The following is a 14,401-nucleotide window of genomic DNA, read 5'->3' as shown; positions in this document are numbered from 1 at the left end:
GCGTTCGATGCCGATCCTTCCCGCCCTGACGGGGCTGATGCTGCTGGCATGGCCGTTTCTGATCGGCTTTGGGCTGGCGAATAACAGCCTGCACGGGATACTGCCCGTGATGGCGCTGGTGCTGCTGTTGCGCGTCTGCCAGGCCCGTCGGCAGGGCGGCCCCCTGCATTATCTGTTCGTGAGCGTGGCGCTGGCTGGCATTGTGCTTTGCGCGGCGAGCTACGTCCTGGACGCGCACCAGTGGGTACTGTTTTATCCGGTGGTGGTGAATCTGGTGATGCTGGTGGTGTTTGGCGGTTCGCTGTGGACGGCTATGCCTGTCGTTGAACGGCTGGCGCGCCTGCGTGAGCCGGATCTTTCCCCCGTCGGGATACGGTACACGCGCCGGGTTACCCAGATATGGTGCGTGTTTTTTATCGTCAACGGAGCCATCGCGCTGTTTACCGTTTTACATGCGGACATACGTCTGTGGACGCTGTGGAACGGGATGATTGCCTATCTCCTGATGGGCACGCTGATGGCCAGCGAGTGGCTGGTGCGACAACGGGTGATGAAAAACGATGTTTAACCCCCTTCCGCTTAGCCAGTGGCTCAGTGCGCCCCGCCCTGACGACACCCCTGTTGCCTGGCGTGACGGCCGCCTCTGGACGCTTGGCGATTTACGCCACGACGTCACTCAGTTGGTCGACACGCTGCGTCATGAAGATGGCGAGCGCTGGGCGCTGTGTTTTGAAGACGGCTATCTGTTTATTGTCGCCCTGCTGGCAACGCTGCATGCGGGGAAAACGCCCGTCCTCCCCGGGCACAGCCGGGCGGCGCAGCTTAACGAACAGCGGGCACTGTTTAGCGGCGTCCTGAGCGACACCACGCTCGATTTTCAGGGGCGACAGCGGCGGGTGACTTCCGCTCAGCGGGCAGGCCATCCCTTTTCACCGCTGCCTGCCATCGATGAGATGCGCACGATTGAGCTTTACACCTCCGGCTCGACCGGCGCGCCGCAGCGGGTGTGTAAGCCGGTTATCAGCCTGGATCGCGAGGCGCGTCTGCTGGCGGCGCATTTTGGTGAACGTCTGGCGGGCTGTCACGTCGTGGCTTCCGTGGTGCTGCACCACCTGTACGGCCTGACGTTTCGTGTTGTCTTACCCATGGCGCTCGGCCTGCCGCTGCATGCCAGCCTGCTCAACTATGCCGAGCAGCTCTCTGCCCTTCCCGGCGATAAACGCTATCTTTTCATCAGCAGCCCGGCGTTCCTTAAGCGGCTGGACGCATCGCTGACGCCGTCCCCCGTTAACCTGCTCTTCTCCGCTGGCGGTGCTCTGCCCTGGCAGGAGGTCACTGCGGTTCAGGCCTGGCTCAACGTCTGGCCGGATGAAATATACGGCAGTACGGAAACGGGGGTTATGGCCTGGCGCTACCGTCAGGAGGAAAGCACGCGCTGGCAGCCTTTCCCCGGCGTGGCGTTTCACGGCGATCGCGTGACGTCGCCGCTGATCCCCGAGGCGGAAGGGATCGCGCTGGACGATATTCTGCACTTCACGGCTGACGGGCAGTTCAGCCTCGTCGGGCGTCGCGGTCGGGTGGTCAAAATCGAAGATAAACGCATTTCGCTCGATGACATTGAGCGCCGCCTGCTGGCGCTGGACGGCATCCGCGAGGCCGCCGCGCTGACGGTGACGCGCGGCGGGCGTCAGGGCATCGGCGTGTTGCTGGTGCTGAATGAAGCGGCGCGTCAGCAACACGACCAGGGCAAAAAAGCGCAGGTGCTTGCCTGGCGTCGCGCCCTTCGCCCCTGGCTTGAACCGGTTGCCGTGCCGCGCTACTGGCGGATCGTCGATGAAATTCCGGTCAACAGCATGAACAAGCGCGTGACTGCGCAACTACAGGAGTTGTTTCATGAAGATCCCTGAAATCGGGCGCCTCCAGCCCGATCCACAGCATCTGGAGATAACCCTTTATCTTGATCCTGACCTGCTCTGGTTTAAGGGACATTTCGCCGTACAGCCGTTGCTGCCCGGCGTCGCCCAGCTCGACTGGGTAATGCATTACGCGACCACGCTGGCGCCGGGCTACCGTTTTCACAGTATTCAGAACGTAAAGTTCGCCGCCCCGCTGTTGCCGGAGAACACGGTCACGCTGGCCCTTGCCTGGCAGCCTGAACGCCAGATGCTGACCTTTAGCTATCAGCGCCATGCGGGTAACGCGCGCCACACCGCCAGCAGCGGGAAGATTCGCTTATGTCAGTAACCTTCCGTCCCTGCGTGCTGATCCCGTGCTACAACCACGGGGCGATGATGGCTTCGGTGCTGGCGCGCCTCGCGCCTTTCGATCTGCCCTGTCTGGTGGTGGACGATGGCAGCGATGAAACCACGCGCCGCACGCTTGAGGATTTGGCGGCGGATCGTCCGCAAATCACGCTGCTGCGGCTGGCAGAAAACAGCGGCAAAGGGGCGGCGGTGATGCAGGGGCTGAAAGCCTGCGCCGATCGCGGTTTCACCCACGCCGTTCAGGTGGACGCTGACGGGCAGCACGCTATCGAAGACATCCCCAGACTGCTGGCGCTGGCTGAACGCCATCCCGATGCGCTCATTTCCGGGCAGCCCGTTTACGATGATTCGATCCCCCGTTCGCGCCTGTACGGACGCTGGATCACCCACGTCTGGGTCTGGATTGAAACCCTCTCCCTGCAACTCAAAGACAGCATGTGCGGGTTTCGCGTTTACCCGATAGCCCCGGTCCTGCGCCTTGCGGCGGACACGCCGCTCGGCAGGCGGATGGATTTTGATACCGAAGTGATGGTGCGCCTCTACTGGCAGGGCAACACCAGCTATTTTCTGCCCACCCGCGTGACCTATCCGCCGGATGGGGTATCCCATTTTGATGCCCTGAAAGACAACGTGCGCATCTCATGGATGCATACCCGTCTGTTTCTCAGCATGCTGCCGCGCATTCCTTCCCTGCTGATGCGTCGCCGCTCGCAGCACTGGGCGCAGCAGCAGGAGGTGAAAGGGCTATGGGGCATGCGCCTGATGCTGCGCGTCTGGCAGTTGCTGGGGCGAAAGGCGTTCACCATCCTGCTGTGGCCGGTTACCGCCGTCTACTGGCTGACCGCCCGCTCTGCGCGTCTGGCGTCGCAGCAGTGGCTGGCGCGGGTTAAAACGGTGATGGCACAGCGGCAAATGCCGCAACCCGCGCGGCTTAACAGTTTTTCCCACTTCCTGCGCTTCGGTCATGCCATGCTGAATAAAGTGGCCAGCTGGCGGGGCGAAATGAAACTCCATCGCGATCTGGTCTTTGCGCCAGGCGCGCAGGAGGCGCTGGGACTGGACGATCCTCAGGGCAAACTGCTGCTCGCGTCGCACCTTGGCGATGTGGAAGCCTGCCGGGCGCTGGCCCAGCGCGAAGGGGCGAAAACCATTAACGCGCTGGTCTTTAGCGACAACGCCAGACGCTTTAAGCAAGTGATGGAGGAGATGGCGCCGCAGGCGGGCATTCACCTGATGCCGGTCACCGACATTGGCCCGGAGACTGCGATCCTCATTAAAGAGAAGCTGGATCGCGGCGAATGGGTGGCGATCGTGGGCGATCGCATCGCCGTCACCCCGCAGCGCGGCGGCAGCTGGCGGGTGATATGGAGCGAATTTATGGGCCAGCCCGCGCCGTTCCCGCAGGGGCCGTTTATCCTGGCGTCCATTTTGCGCTGCCCGGTGGTGCTGATTTTTGCCCTCTGTCAGCAGGGAAAGCTGACCCTGCACTGCGAGCCGTTTGCCGACCCGCTGCTGCTGCCGCGCGGCGAACGCCAGCAGGCGCTACAGCAGACCGTCGACCGCTATGCGCAGCGGCTGGAGCATTACGCGCTCTTGTCGCCGCTCGACTGGTTTAATTTTTTCGATTTCTGGCAGCTGCCAGAGGTCAACGAGAAGGAGTAAAGGGTGCTGACCGATCCCCGCTTTACGGCTGAAGTTGAAATCACCGTTCCGTTCCACGACGTCGATATGATGGGCGTGGTGTGGCACGGCAACTACTTCCGCTACTTTGAGATTGCCCGCGAAGCGCTGCTCAACCAGTTTGACTACGGCTATCGCCAGATGAAAGCGTCCGGCTACGTCTGGCCGGTGGTGGATACCCGGGTGAAATACCGCGATGCGGTGACTTTCGAGCAGCGCATTCGCGTCCGCGCCCACATTGAAGAGGTTGAGAACCGTCTGCGCATCGCCTATCAAATCTTCGACGCGCAAACCGGGAAACGCACCACCACCGGCTACACCATTCAGGTGGCGGTGGAGGAAGCAAGCCGGGAGATGTGCTTTGTCAGCCCGGCCATTCTGTTCGAACGTATGGGGATCGCGCCATGAAATGGATAACGCTACTCGCGCTACTGATAAGCCCGGTGGTCAGCGCGGTAACGCTGGATGAACTACAACAGCGGTTTGCGGAGCAACCGGTGGTGCGCGCGCACTTTGAGCAGACCCGCACCATCAAGGACATGCTTCAGCCGCTGCGCTCGCAGGGGGAGATGCTGATCGCCCGTGACAATGGCCTGCTGTGGGATCAAAAAGCGCCGTTCCCGATGACGCTGCTGCTGGATGACCAACGGATGGTGCAGATCGTTAACGGTCAGCCGCCGCAAACCATTACCGCCGACACTAATCCGCAGATGTTCCAGTTCAACCACCTGCTGCGGGCGCTGTTCCAGGCCGATCGCAAGGTGCTGGAAGAGAACTTCCGCATCGATTTCAAAGACCTGGGCGAAGGCCGCTGGTCGCTGGTGCTGACCCCCATCACCACGCCGCTGGACAAGATTTTTACCTCCCTGGATTTGAAGGGCGCGATCTATCTGGAATCCATTCGCCTGAACGATAAGCAGGGCGACACGACGGATATCGCCCTCTCCCGCCACCAACTGACGCCCGCCCGCCTGACCGATGCAGAACGCCAGCGCTTTACCGCACCGTAACGCCCTGCGCCCGGCGCTGCTGTGGGCCGCGGTATGCCTGATCCTGCTGGGCGTACTGCTGTCGCTGCTGCCCGGCGCACGGCTGAACAGTAGCGTGCTCGCCATGCTGCCGAAACAGACGCTCGGCGCGATCCCTCCCGCCCTCAACGACGGATTTATGCAGCGCCTCGACCGCCAGCTTATCTGGCTCGTCAGCCCCGGCAAACAGCCGGACCCGCGCGTGGCGCAGCAGTGGTTAACCCTGCTGCAACGCAGCCAGGCGCTGAATGTCGTAAAAGGTCCGCTGGACGCCGCCGGGCAACAGGCCTGGGGAGATTTCTTCTGGCAGCACCGCAATGGCCTGATCGATCCGGCCACCCGCGCCCGCCTGCAAAACGGCGGTGAAGCGCAGGCCCAGTGGATCCTGTCGCAGCTCTACTCCGCCTTTTCCGGCGTGAGCGGCAAGGAGCTGCAAAACGATCCGCTGATGCTGATGCGCGGCGCGCAGCTCGCGCTGGCGAAGAACAGCCAGAAGATGCAGCTGATGGACGGCTGGCTGGTGACAAAAGACGAGGCCGGGAACTACTGGTATCTGCTGCACGGCGAGCTGGCAGGCTCGTCGTTCGATATGCAGCAAACCCACCAGTTCGTGACCACCCTTAACGCGTTGCAGAAGGCGCTAAAAAGCCAGTATCCACAGGCGCAGCTGCTCTCGCGCGGGACGGTATTCTACAGCGATTACGCCAGCCAGCAGGCCAAAAGAGATATTTCCACGCTCGGCGTCGCCACGGTGCTCGGGATGATCCTGCTGATTGTGTCGGTGTTTCGCTCCGTGCGTCCGCTGCTGCTGAGCCTGCTCTCCATTGCCATCGGCGCGCTGGCGGGGACGGTCGTGACGCTCCTGCTGTTCAGTGAACTGCACCTGATGACGCTGGTGATGAGCATGAGCATCATCGGCATCTCGGCGGACTATACGATTTACTTCCTCACGGAACGGATGGTGCACGGCGCGGAACACTCGCCCTGGCAAAGCCTGGCGAAAGTGCGAAACGCGCTGCTGCTGGCGCTGCTGACCACCGTGGTGGCGTATCTCTTCATGATGCTGGCCCCCTTCCCCGGCATTCGTCAGATGGCGGTGTTCGCCGCCGCAGGGCTGAGCGCCTCGTGCCTGACGGTAATTTTCTGGCATCCGTGGCTGTGCCGGGGCATGCCGATCCGCCCGGTTCCCCTGAGAGGGATGATGCAGCGCTGGCTGAACGCCTGGCGCGACAGGAAAGCCCTCGCTGTCGGGCTGCCGGTAGCGCTGGCGCTGCTCTCCGCCATCGGGATCGCCAGCCTGCGGGTGGATGACGATATCGCCCGGCTTCAGGCGTTGCCGCAGGGCATTCTGGCGCAGGAAAAAACCATCACCGCCCTGACCGGGCAGAACGTCGATCAGAAGTGGTTCGTGGTGTACGGCGCGTCGGCGCAGGAAACGCTGGAGCGGCTGGAGGCATTTACCCCGGCGCTGGCGCAGGCGCAACAGGCGGGGGCATTTACCCGCTGGCGTACCCTGCCGCTGAATTCGCTGGCGCGGCAGAAAAGCGATCTGCATCTGCTGCGTAACGCCGCGCCAACGGTGACGAAAATGCTGAAAAGCACCGGGCTGAACGCCGTTGAACCGAACCTGAACGCCATGCCTGTCAGCGTGGAAGCGTGGCTCGCCAGCCCGGCCAGCGAGGGCTGGCGTTTGCTGTGGCTGACGCTGCCGGACGGCACAAGCGGCGTGTTGGTGCCGGTCGATGGGGTGAAAAACAGTGCCGCACTCGGCGAGCTGGCCGCCCGTCATCCCGGGGTCGTCTGGGTTGACCGTAAGGCCAGCTTTGACAGCCTGTTTGCGCTCTACCGCTCGCTGTTGACGGGGCTGCTGGGCGTGGCGCTGGCGGTGATTGCCTGCGGCGCGATGGTGCGCCTCGGCTGGCGAAAAGGGCTGGTGGCGCTGGTGCCGTCCGTACTGTCGCTGGGTGGCGGGCTGGCAACGTTGGCCTTGACGGGTCATCCGGTTAATCTGTTTTCCCTGCTGGCGCTGGTGCTGGTCCTCGGCATTGGCATCAACTACACGCTGTTTTTCAGCAACCCGCGCGGCACGCCGCTGACCTCCATGCTGGCGATAACCCTCGCTATGATGACCACCCTGCTGACGCTGGGGATGCTGGTGTTCAGCACCACTCAGGCCATCAGCAGCTTTGGCATTGTGCTGGTGAGCGGTATCTTCACCGCGTTCCTGCTCGCCCCGCTGGCGATGCCGACTAACAAAGAGAACTTACCATGACCCGTTTCATTCGCCTGGCGGCAGTGATGATGGCCCTGCTGCTGGCGGGCTGTAGCCATACGACGAACCGCGATGACGCGCGCCCCCAGGCCTGGCTCCAGCCGGGCACCCGAGTCACGCTGCCACCACCGGGCATCACGCCTGCTATCCGCGCGCAGCAGTTGCTTACCGGCAGTTTTAAAGGCCAGACCCAGTCGCTGGTGGTGATGCTGAACGCCGACGGAGATAAAGTGACGCTTGCCGGTCTCTCCTCCGTCGGGATCCGCCTGTTCCTCGCCACCTACGACGACACCTGGATCCACACCGAGCAGTCGGTTGTGATGCCGCAGCTGCCGCCCGCCAGCCAGGTGCTGGCCGACGTGATGCTCAGCCACTGGCCGCTCAGCGCCTGGCGGCCGCAGTTGCCGAAAGGCTGGACGCTGAACGATACTGACACCAGACGCGAACTGCGCAACCCCGATGGCAAACTGGTCACGGAAATTGTCTACCTGAACCGTAACGGCAGGCGCGAACCGATTAGCATTGCGCAGCACGCTTTTCACTACCACATCACCATTCAATATCTGGGTGACTGAGATGATTTACCTTTCTGCCGTTGGCATGGTCAACGCGCTCGGCAACTCGGCTGATGACATTGCGGCGAACCTGATCGCTGGCGTGGCCCCCGGGATGCGCCACCGTGCGGGCTGGCTACAGGGCTTCCCCGAGGCCGTGCTGGGGGGCGTGGAGGGTGAACTTCCCCCTGTCCCCGAGTCTTTTTCCGCCCATCGCAGCCGCAACAATCAGCTGCTGCTGGAGGCGCTGACGCAAATCCGGCCCGCCGTTGATGCGGCCATTGCGCGCGTGGGGCGCGACCGCGTGGCGGTTGTGCTGGGCACCAGCACCTCCGGGCTGGACGAGGGGGATGAGTACGTGCGCCGCGCGCAGAACGGCGAGCGCAGCACGCAGTGGCAATATCCGCAGCAGGAGCTGGGCGATCCGTCGCGCTTTCTTGCCCGCTGGCTGGCGCTGGACGGCCCGGCGTATACCATCTCGACCGCCTGCTCATCCAGCGCGCGGGCGATCATTAGCGGTCGTCGTCTGATCGAGGCGGGGCTGGTGGATGTCGCCATCGTCGGCGGGGCCGACAGCCTGAGCCGCATGCCGGTCAACGGCTTCAACAGCCTGGAATCCTTCTCCCCGACCCTGTGCGAGCCGTTTGGCCGCAACCGCCGGGGGATCACCATTGGCGAAGCGGCGGCCCTGATGGTGCTGACCCGCGAGCCGGGCGAGATTGCCCTTCTGGGCGCGGGGGAATCCAGCGATGCGTACCATATTTCCGCCCCGCATCCGCAGGGCGAAGGGGCGATCCGCGCCATCACCCAGGCGCTGAACGAGGCGGGCATGACGGCGGCGGACGTCGGCTATATCAACCTGCACGGCACCGCCACGCCGCTGAACGATCGCATTGAGGCGCAGGTGATCCACGACCTCTTTGGCGACCGCGTACCGTGCAGCTCCACGAAACACCTTACCGGCCACACGCTGGGCGCGGCCGGGATCACCGAGGCCGCCCTGAGCTGGCTGATCCTGACCCGTAACCTGCCGCTGCCACCGCAGGATTTTTCCCGCTACGCGCCGGATGACACCCTGCCCACCTTCGGCTTACTGCACCAGAGCGCACAGCTGAAAAAACCGGTGATCCTGTCGAACTCTTTCGCGTTTGGCGGCAACAACGCCAGCCTTCTGCTGGGGAGGGCATAATGCGCTATTTACCCCCCGGGGATTATCTTCCTCACGACACGCCGATGCTGCTGCTAGAAAGCGTGGAGAGCGTCACCGATGACCGCGCCGTTTGCCGCGTCACGGTGAACGATCGGGGCATTCTGGCCCCGTTTCTGGACGCTGACGGCAACCTGCCTGGCTGGTTTGCGCTGGAGCTGATGGCCCAGACCGTGGGCGTCTGGTCAGAGTGGCACCGGATGCAAAAAGGGCTGCCGCACTGTGCGCTGGGTATGGTGCTGGGCGCGCGCGAGCTGGTGTGCGACGCAGGGCATTTTGCCGCAGGCAGCACGCTGACCATCACCATCGAACGACTGATGCAGGATGACCGCTTCGGCAGCTTCGAATGCGTCATTCAAGCGGATAACGCCTCCCTCGCCACGGGCCGCGTGAACACCTTCCAGCCGAGCGAGGAAGAATTAACCACACTTTTCAACCAGGGAACACCATCATGAGATCCGTACTGGTCACCGGCGCCAGCAAAGGCATTGGCCGCGCTATCGCCCTTCAGCTTGCGGCGGACGGTTTCACCGTCGGCGTGCATTACCATCGTGATGAAGCGGGCGCGCAGGAGACGCTGGAAGCGATTGTCCGGGCGGGCGGCGCGGGCCGTTTACTCACCTTCGACGTGGGCAACCGCGCGCAGTGCCGCACGGTGCTGGAACAGGAGATCGCCGATCACGGCGCGTGGTACGGCGTGGTCAGTAACGCTGGCATTACCCGCGACGGCGCATTTCCGGCGCTCAGCGACGATGACTGGGACAGCGTGATCCACACCAATCTCGACAGTTTTTATAACGTCATTCATCCCTGCATTATGCCGATGATCGGCACCCGCAAGGGCGGGCGGATCATCACCCTGTCGTCGGTATCAGGCATCATGGGCAACCGTGGGCAGGTGAACTACAGCGCGGCGAAAGCCGGGATCATCGGCGCCACCAAAGCGCTCGCCACCGAGCTGGCAAAACGCAAAATCACCGTCAACTGCATCGCGCCGGGGCTGATCGATACCGGCATGATCGAGATGGACGACGCCGCGCTGAATGCGGCGATGTCGATGATCCCGATGCAGCGTATGGGCCAGGCCGAGGAAGTCGCCGGGCTGGCGAGCTACCTGATGTCGGATAAAGCAGGCTATGTGACGCGTCAGGTGATTTCGATTAACGGAGGCATGCTATGACCCGCCGGGTAGTGATTACGGGCATGGGCGGCGTCACCGCGTTCGGCGAGGACTGGCCGACCATCTCGCGCCGTCTGCGCGGGTATGAAAACGCGGTGCGTACCATGACGGAGTGGCAGGCGTATGACGGCCTGCAAACCCTGCTCGCCGCGCCGATTGAAGACTTTACTCTCCCCGCTCACTACACGCGAAAGCGCATTCGCGCCATGGGCCGGGTGTCGCTGCTTTCCACCCGCGCGACCGAACTGGCGCTGGAGCAGGCGGGCCTGATCGACGACGCCGTGCTGACCAACGGTCAGACCGGGATCGCCTACGGCTCGTCAACGGGCAGCACCGGGCCGGTCAGCGAGTTTGCCTCCATGCTCACCGAAAAGCACACCCACAACATCACCGGCACCACCTACGTGCAGATGATGCCGCACACCACGGCGGTGAATACCGGGCTGTTCTTTGGCCTGCGCGGACGGGTGATCCCCACGTCGAGCGCCTGTACCTCCGGCAGCCAGGCGATTGGCTATGCCTGGGAAGCCATTCGTCACGGCTACCAGACCGTGATGGTGGCAGGCGGCGCGGAAGAGCTGTGTCCGTCGGAAGCAGCGGTTTTCGATACCCTGTTTGCCACCAGCCAGCGGAACGACGCGCCAAAAACCACGCCGTCGCCGTTTGACGTTCAGCGCGATGGTCTGGTGATTGGTGAAGGCGCGGGCACGCTGGTGCTGGAAGCGCTGGAGCATGCCAGAGCGCGCGGGGCAACAATTTATGGCGAGATCGTGGGCTTTGCCACCAACTGCGATGCGGCGCACATCACCCAGCCCCAGCGTGAAACCATGCAGGTGTGTATGGAACAGTCGCTGGCGATGGCAGGCCTTGGCCCTCAGGACATTGGCTACATTTCCGCCCACGGTACGGCGACCGATCGCGGGGATATCGCCGAGAGTCAGGCGACCGCCGCTATCTTCGGCGACAGGGTGCCCATCTCCTCCCTGAAGAGCTATTTCGGCCATACCCTGGGCGCCTGTGGCGCGCTGGAAGCCCTGTTGAGTCTGCACATGATGCGGGAGGGCTGGTTCACGCCGACGCTCAATTTAAGACAACCGGATGAGCAATGCGGCGCTTTAGATTATATTATGGGGGAAACCCGCCCGATTGATTGCGAATTTATTCAGAGCAATAACTTTGCCTTTGGCGGCATTAATACCTCGATAATCATCAAACGCTGGGCGTAACTATGTACCAGTTTGTACTGGGAAAAATCTCCACCCTTAGCGCGGACCCACTGGCGTCAACGCTCGCAGACAGAGCACCGCAGGGTGCACGACACGCTTCCTGGCTTGCAGGCCGGACGTTGCTCGCCAGAACCTTATCCCCCTCGCCGCTTCCCGAGATAATTTACGGCGAGCAGGGAAAACCGGCCTTCGCTAACGGTCATCCGCTGTGGTTTAACCTGAGTCACAGCGGGGACGATATTGCCCTGCTGATGAGCGATGAAGGTGAAGTGGGCTGCGATATCGAAGTGATCCGCCCGCGCGCGAACTGGCAGGCGCTGGCGAATGCCGTTTTCAGCCTCACCGAACATGATGAACTGGAGCGGGAAGCGCCTGAAGAGCAGCTTTCCGCATTCTGGCGTATCTGGACGCGCAAAGAAGCGATCGTCAAACAGCGTGGCGGCAGCGCGTGGCAGATTGTCAGCATTGACAGTACCGCCCAGTCGCTCCCGGTCAGCCAGCTACGTTTCGGCTCGCTGAGCCTGGCAGTCTGTACGCCTACGCCTTTCACCTTAACGGCGGACTCTGTTTCTTACTCCGGCATTTCTGCGGCATAAAAAACGGCCATGCCGGTTAAAACCAACATGGCCGATGTCCCGTTCACGTGTTCCCGATCTTATTTTAAATTTTCCGGGAAGTTTGCAGGCAGCTCGCTGGCCGCGCAATTGATCACGCTATCATCATTGGCGCCGCAGTCGCGCACGAAGGTAATGGTCGCGAATTCATCAATCACCTCTGTCGGATACGCCGGACCGGCATCACGGTAGCTGTTCATCAGCGGAATGTGATCGTTCTGGAAGCAGACGGTTTTTTCCGGATTATTCATGACCCAGCGTGGGAAGAAGATGGTGCCGTGGAACAGGCGGTCGCCCAGGTTCACGATCAGGCTCACGTCGGTACCGGTTGGCTCCGTCCAGGAAATTTTATAGATGCTCTCCCCAACGCGAACAATGTATGCCTGCTGATCTTTCACCCAACGGTTGCCCACCAGACCGCTGTGAATACGGTAGTCGAGGGTGTTTTCGTTTTTAACGTAAATTTCGTAGTTCCAGCCATTATCGTAGGTATAAACCAGATGTTTGCCGACGAAGCCGCTTAAATCATGTTTGTCGAAGGTGTTCATAAGATGTCTCCTTTGTTTTGATGAGACGATCGTACCCCTTCAAAAATCGAATGAATAACGCTATGTTTGAATCAAATTCATCCAAAATTTAGATTAATCATGCATAAGACGACGCTCGAACAGTGGGCCTTGCTGGAGAAAGTCATCGAGGCTGGCAGCTTCGCTAAGGCGGCGGAAGAGACCCACCGCAGCCAGTCCTCGGTCAGCTATAACCTGTCGCTTTTGCAGGAGCGGCTGGGGGTGGCGCTCTTAATGACAGAAGGCAGACGGGCCGTGCTGACCCCGGCGGGCGAGCTGTTGCTAAATCAGGTTAAACCGCTGCTGAAAGCCTTCGCCTATGTTGAAACGCGCGCGGCGACTCTGCGCAGCGGGATGCGAACCCGTATCGATTTGATGGTCGACAGTATCTTTCCGCGCAGTCGGCTGTTCGCGATTTTGCGTCAGTTTCAGCAGCTGTACCCGCAAACGCAGGTGCGGCTTACCGAGGTGCTGGAAAACAGCCGCGCAGATGCGCTCAATGATGAAGCCGACGTGATGGTCTTAACCCGCCGCCAGGACATAACCGGCCTGGGCGAATGGCTGATGAATATCGATTTTGTTGCCGTCGCGCATCACGCGCACCCTCTGTTTGCGCTGGATACACCCCTTAACGACGAGATGCTACGACCGTGGCCGCGCATTCAGATCGCCGACAGCCAGCCCACCGTTCGCCCCACCGGGGAGTCGTGGACATTCTCCACCATCGATGCCGCAATCGAAGCGGTGATGTATCAGGTTGGGTACGGCTGGTTACCGGAAGAACGCATTCAGGCCCCACTCCAGCAAGGCATCCTCAAAATCCTGCCGCTCAGCCACGGCGTACGTCGCGCCACGCCGCTGCACCTCATCGTCAAACGCTCCCTCAGCCCGCTGGACGAGCAGGTTGAGGCGCTGTTGCGCCTTTTTAAGCAGGAGCCATCATCGTCAACTGCTACGCTTTAAGTTTTGAACCTAAGACGACAAGGAGCGAACGATGAAAATCGATTTAACGGGGAAAGTGGCGCTGGTAACGGCGTCCACCGGCGGCATTGGGTTTGCCATCGCCCGCGGGCTGGCGGAAAGCGGTGCGGAAGTGATCGTGAACGGACGCAGCATCGACTCAGTGAACAAAGGCATTCAGGCGTTACAGCAGGTGGTGCCTGGCGTTCAGGTCCGTGCCGCCATCGCCGATCTCAGCGCGCAGGAGGGCGTTGACGAACTGCTCAGGGTTGCCACGCACGTTGATATTCTGGTGAATAACGCCGGGATTTATGGTCAGCAGGATTTTTATTCCACCGACGACGAGACCTGGGAACGCTACTGGCAAACAAACGTCATGTCCGGCGTGCGCCTCTCCCGCGCCCTGCTGCCCGGCATGGTACAAAAAGGCTGGGGTCGTGTGGTGTTTATCTCGTCAGAATCGGCCTGCAATATTCCTGCGGATATGATCCACTATGGCGTAACAAAAACCGCTCAGCTCTCGCTGGCACGCGGGCTGGCGAAGTTCGTGGCCGGCAGCGGCGTCACGGTGAACAGCGTGCTGCCCGGCCCGACCATGTCGGACGGTTTTGCTGCGATGATGAAAGACGAGATCGAGAGAACCGGTAAATCACTGGAGCAGCTGGCGAAAGCATTCGTGATGACGAATCGCCCCAGCTCGGTGATCCAGCGCGCCGCCACGGTGGAAGAAGTGGCGAATATGGTGGTGTATGTCTGTTCCATGCAGGCCTCCGCGACTTCCGGCGCGGCGCTGCGCGTTGACGGCGGCGTGGTGGATGACATTGTTTGACCCGTCAGGCCCCAGGTTCGA

16 protein-coding genes are annotated in these 14,401 nt (G+C 61.6%); 15 read left to right on the top strand and 1 reads right to left on the bottom strand.

The window, feature by feature from the left end; translation table 11 throughout:
- Nucleotides 1-7 precede the first annotated feature (7 nt).
- Genes ACOTX7_RS06985 through acpT form a run of 13 tightly spaced genes read left to right on the top strand, consistent with a single transcriptional unit; the run spans nt 8 to nt 12,007 of the window.
- Nucleotides 8-568, top strand: a complete 561-nt coding sequence (locus tag ACOTX7_RS06985) for a hypothetical protein (RefSeq protein WP_260630825.1) — start codon at nt 8-10, stop codon at nt 566-568.
- Nucleotides 561-1,907 (top strand): AMP-binding protein, encoded by a 1,347-nt coding sequence (locus ACOTX7_RS06980; protein WP_221256590.1) that lies wholly within the window; start codon nt 561-563, stop codon nt 1,905-1,907. The genes ACOTX7_RS06985 and ACOTX7_RS06980 overlap by 8 nt, the downstream gene beginning before the upstream one ends.
- On the top strand, nt 1,894-2,244 hold the full coding sequence (locus tag ACOTX7_RS06975) for a hydroxymyristoyl-ACP dehydratase (RefSeq protein WP_221256592.1): 351 nt from the start codon (nt 1,894-1,896) through the stop codon (nt 2,242-2,244). Before ACOTX7_RS06980 ends, ACOTX7_RS06975 begins: the two co-directional genes overlap by 14 nt.
- Nucleotides 2,235-3,926, top strand: a complete 1,692-nt coding sequence (locus ACOTX7_RS06970) for a glycosyltransferase family 2 protein (RefSeq protein ID WP_221813288.1) — start codon at nt 2,235-2,237, stop codon at nt 3,924-3,926. The genes ACOTX7_RS06975 and ACOTX7_RS06970 overlap by 10 nt, the downstream gene beginning before the upstream one ends.
- 3 nt (nt 3,927-3,929) lie before the next feature.
- The gene (locus ACOTX7_RS06965; protein WP_006812302.1) at nt 3,930-4,352 is read left to right on the top strand and encodes an acyl-CoA thioesterase; all 423 of its coding nucleotides are present in this window, start codon (nt 3,930-3,932) and stop codon (nt 4,350-4,352) included.
- A complete protein-coding gene (locus tag ACOTX7_RS06960) occupies nt 4,349-4,954 on the top strand; it encodes a LolA family protein (RefSeq protein WP_221256595.1) in 606 nt (201 codons plus the stop codon). Before ACOTX7_RS06965 ends, ACOTX7_RS06960 begins: the two co-directional genes overlap by 4 nt.
- Nucleotides 4,923-7,244 (top strand): MMPL family transporter, encoded by a 2,322-nt coding sequence (locus ACOTX7_RS06955; protein WP_221256597.1) that lies wholly within the window; start codon nt 4,923-4,925, stop codon nt 7,242-7,244. The genes ACOTX7_RS06960 and ACOTX7_RS06955 overlap by 32 nt, the downstream gene beginning before the upstream one ends.
- Nucleotides 7,241-7,819 (top strand): DUF3261 domain-containing protein, encoded by a 579-nt coding sequence (locus ACOTX7_RS06950; protein WP_221256598.1) that lies wholly within the window; start codon nt 7,241-7,243, stop codon nt 7,817-7,819. Before ACOTX7_RS06955 ends, ACOTX7_RS06950 begins: the two co-directional genes overlap by 4 nt.
- 1 nt (nt 7,820) lies before the next feature.
- Nucleotides 7,821-8,987: a beta-ketoacyl-[acyl-carrier-protein] synthase family protein gene (locus ACOTX7_RS06945; RefSeq protein ID WP_221256599.1), complete on the top strand. Its 1,167-nt coding sequence runs from the start codon at nt 7,821-7,823 to the stop codon at nt 8,985-8,987.
- Nucleotides 8,987-9,460 carry a 3-hydroxy-fatty acyl-ACP dehydratase gene (locus tag ACOTX7_RS06940; protein WP_221256600.1) on the top strand — a complete coding sequence of 158 codons (474 nt, stop codon included), beginning with the start codon at nt 8,987-8,989 and terminating at the stop codon, nt 9,458-9,460. The genes ACOTX7_RS06945 and ACOTX7_RS06940 overlap by 1 nt, the downstream gene beginning before the upstream one ends.
- A complete protein-coding gene (locus ACOTX7_RS06935; protein WP_213828295.1) occupies nt 9,454-10,185 on the top strand; it encodes a 3-ketoacyl-ACP reductase FabG2 in 732 nt (243 codons plus the stop codon). The genes ACOTX7_RS06940 and ACOTX7_RS06935 overlap by 7 nt, the downstream gene beginning before the upstream one ends.
- Nucleotides 10,182-11,411: a beta-ketoacyl-ACP synthase gene (locus ACOTX7_RS06930; protein WP_221256601.1), complete on the top strand. Its 1,230-nt coding sequence runs from the start codon at nt 10,182-10,184 to the stop codon at nt 11,409-11,411. The genes ACOTX7_RS06935 and ACOTX7_RS06930 overlap by 4 nt, the downstream gene beginning before the upstream one ends.
- A 2-nt stretch (nt 11,412-11,413) precedes the next feature.
- Nucleotides 11,414-12,007: a 4'-phosphopantetheinyl transferase AcpT gene (gene acpT / locus ACOTX7_RS06925; RefSeq protein ID WP_221256602.1), complete on the top strand. Its 594-nt coding sequence runs from the start codon at nt 11,414-11,416 to the stop codon at nt 12,005-12,007.
- 59 nt (nt 12,008-12,066) lie between these two features.
- Here acpT and ACOTX7_RS06920 read toward each other — a convergent pair whose 3' ends face one another.
- On the bottom strand, nt 12,067-12,573 hold the full coding sequence (locus ACOTX7_RS06920; RefSeq protein WP_047353723.1) for a phenolic acid decarboxylase: 507 nt from the start codon (nt 12,571-12,573) through the stop codon (nt 12,067-12,069).
- A 99-nt stretch (nt 12,574-12,672) separates the two neighbouring features.
- Between ACOTX7_RS06920 and ACOTX7_RS06915 the strand changes: the two genes are divergently transcribed.
- The gene (locus tag ACOTX7_RS06915) at nt 12,673-13,554 is read left to right on the top strand and encodes a LysR family transcriptional regulator (protein ID WP_221256604.1); all 882 of its coding nucleotides are present in this window, start codon (nt 12,673-12,675) and stop codon (nt 13,552-13,554) included.
- A gap of 31 nt (nt 13,555-13,585) precedes the next feature.
- A complete protein-coding gene (locus ACOTX7_RS06910; protein WP_006812313.1) occupies nt 13,586-14,380 on the top strand; it encodes an SDR family NAD(P)-dependent oxidoreductase in 795 nt (264 codons plus the stop codon).
- Nucleotides 14,381-14,401: the final 21 nt, after the last annotated feature.

Origin of the sequence: Enterobacter cloacae complex sp. IR5418, from assembly GCF_049238105.1 — a bacterium.
GTDB lineage: Bacteria > Pseudomonadota > Gammaproteobacteria > Enterobacterales > Enterobacteriaceae > Enterobacter > Enterobacter hormaechei.
The sequence above is the reverse complement of the archived record's forward strand: the minus strand, read 5'-3'. Positions and strand labels throughout refer to the sequence as shown.

What these genes read in the sequence shown, in the direction of transcription:
- ACOTX7_RS06985 (WP_260630825.1), top strand. Translation starts at nt 8, where the DNA reads ATGCCGATCCTTCCCGCCCTGACGGGGCTGATGCTGCTGGCATGGCCG.
- ACOTX7_RS06980 (WP_221256590.1), top strand. Translation starts at nt 561, where the DNA reads ATGTTTAACCCCCTTCCGCTTAGCCAGTGGCTCAGTGCGCCCCGCCCT.
- ACOTX7_RS06910 (WP_006812313.1), top strand. Translation starts at nt 13,586, where the DNA reads ATGAAAATCGATTTAACGGGGAAAGTGGCGCTGGTAACGGCGTCCACC.
- ACOTX7_RS06920 (WP_047353723.1), bottom strand. Translation starts at nt 12,573, where the DNA reads ATGAACACCTTCGACAAACATGATTTAAGCGGCTTCGTCGGCAAACAT.
- ACOTX7_RS06950 (WP_221256598.1), top strand. Translation starts at nt 7,241, where the DNA reads ATGACCCGTTTCATTCGCCTGGCGGCAGTGATGATGGCCCTGCTGCTG.
- ACOTX7_RS06915 (WP_221256604.1), top strand. Translation starts at nt 12,673, where the DNA reads ATGCATAAGACGACGCTCGAACAGTGGGCCTTGCTGGAGAAAGTCATC.
- ACOTX7_RS06960 (WP_221256595.1), top strand. Translation starts at nt 4,349, where the DNA reads ATGAAATGGATAACGCTACTCGCGCTACTGATAAGCCCGGTGGTCAGC.
- ACOTX7_RS06945 (WP_221256599.1), top strand. Translation starts at nt 7,821, where the DNA reads ATGATTTACCTTTCTGCCGTTGGCATGGTCAACGCGCTCGGCAACTCG.
- acpT (WP_221256602.1), top strand. Translation starts at nt 11,414, where the DNA reads ATGTACCAGTTTGTACTGGGAAAAATCTCCACCCTTAGCGCGGACCCA.
- ACOTX7_RS06940 (WP_221256600.1), top strand. Translation starts at nt 8,987, where the DNA reads ATGCGCTATTTACCCCCCGGGGATTATCTTCCTCACGACACGCCGATG.
- ACOTX7_RS06970 (WP_221813288.1), top strand. Translation starts at nt 2,235, where the DNA reads ATGTCAGTAACCTTCCGTCCCTGCGTGCTGATCCCGTGCTACAACCAC.
- ACOTX7_RS06975 (WP_221256592.1), top strand. Translation starts at nt 1,894, where the DNA reads ATGAAGATCCCTGAAATCGGGCGCCTCCAGCCCGATCCACAGCATCTG.
- ACOTX7_RS06955 (WP_221256597.1), top strand. Translation starts at nt 4,923, where the DNA reads ATGCAGAACGCCAGCGCTTTACCGCACCGTAACGCCCTGCGCCCGGCG.
- ACOTX7_RS06930 (WP_221256601.1), top strand. Translation starts at nt 10,182, where the DNA reads ATGACCCGCCGGGTAGTGATTACGGGCATGGGCGGCGTCACCGCGTTC.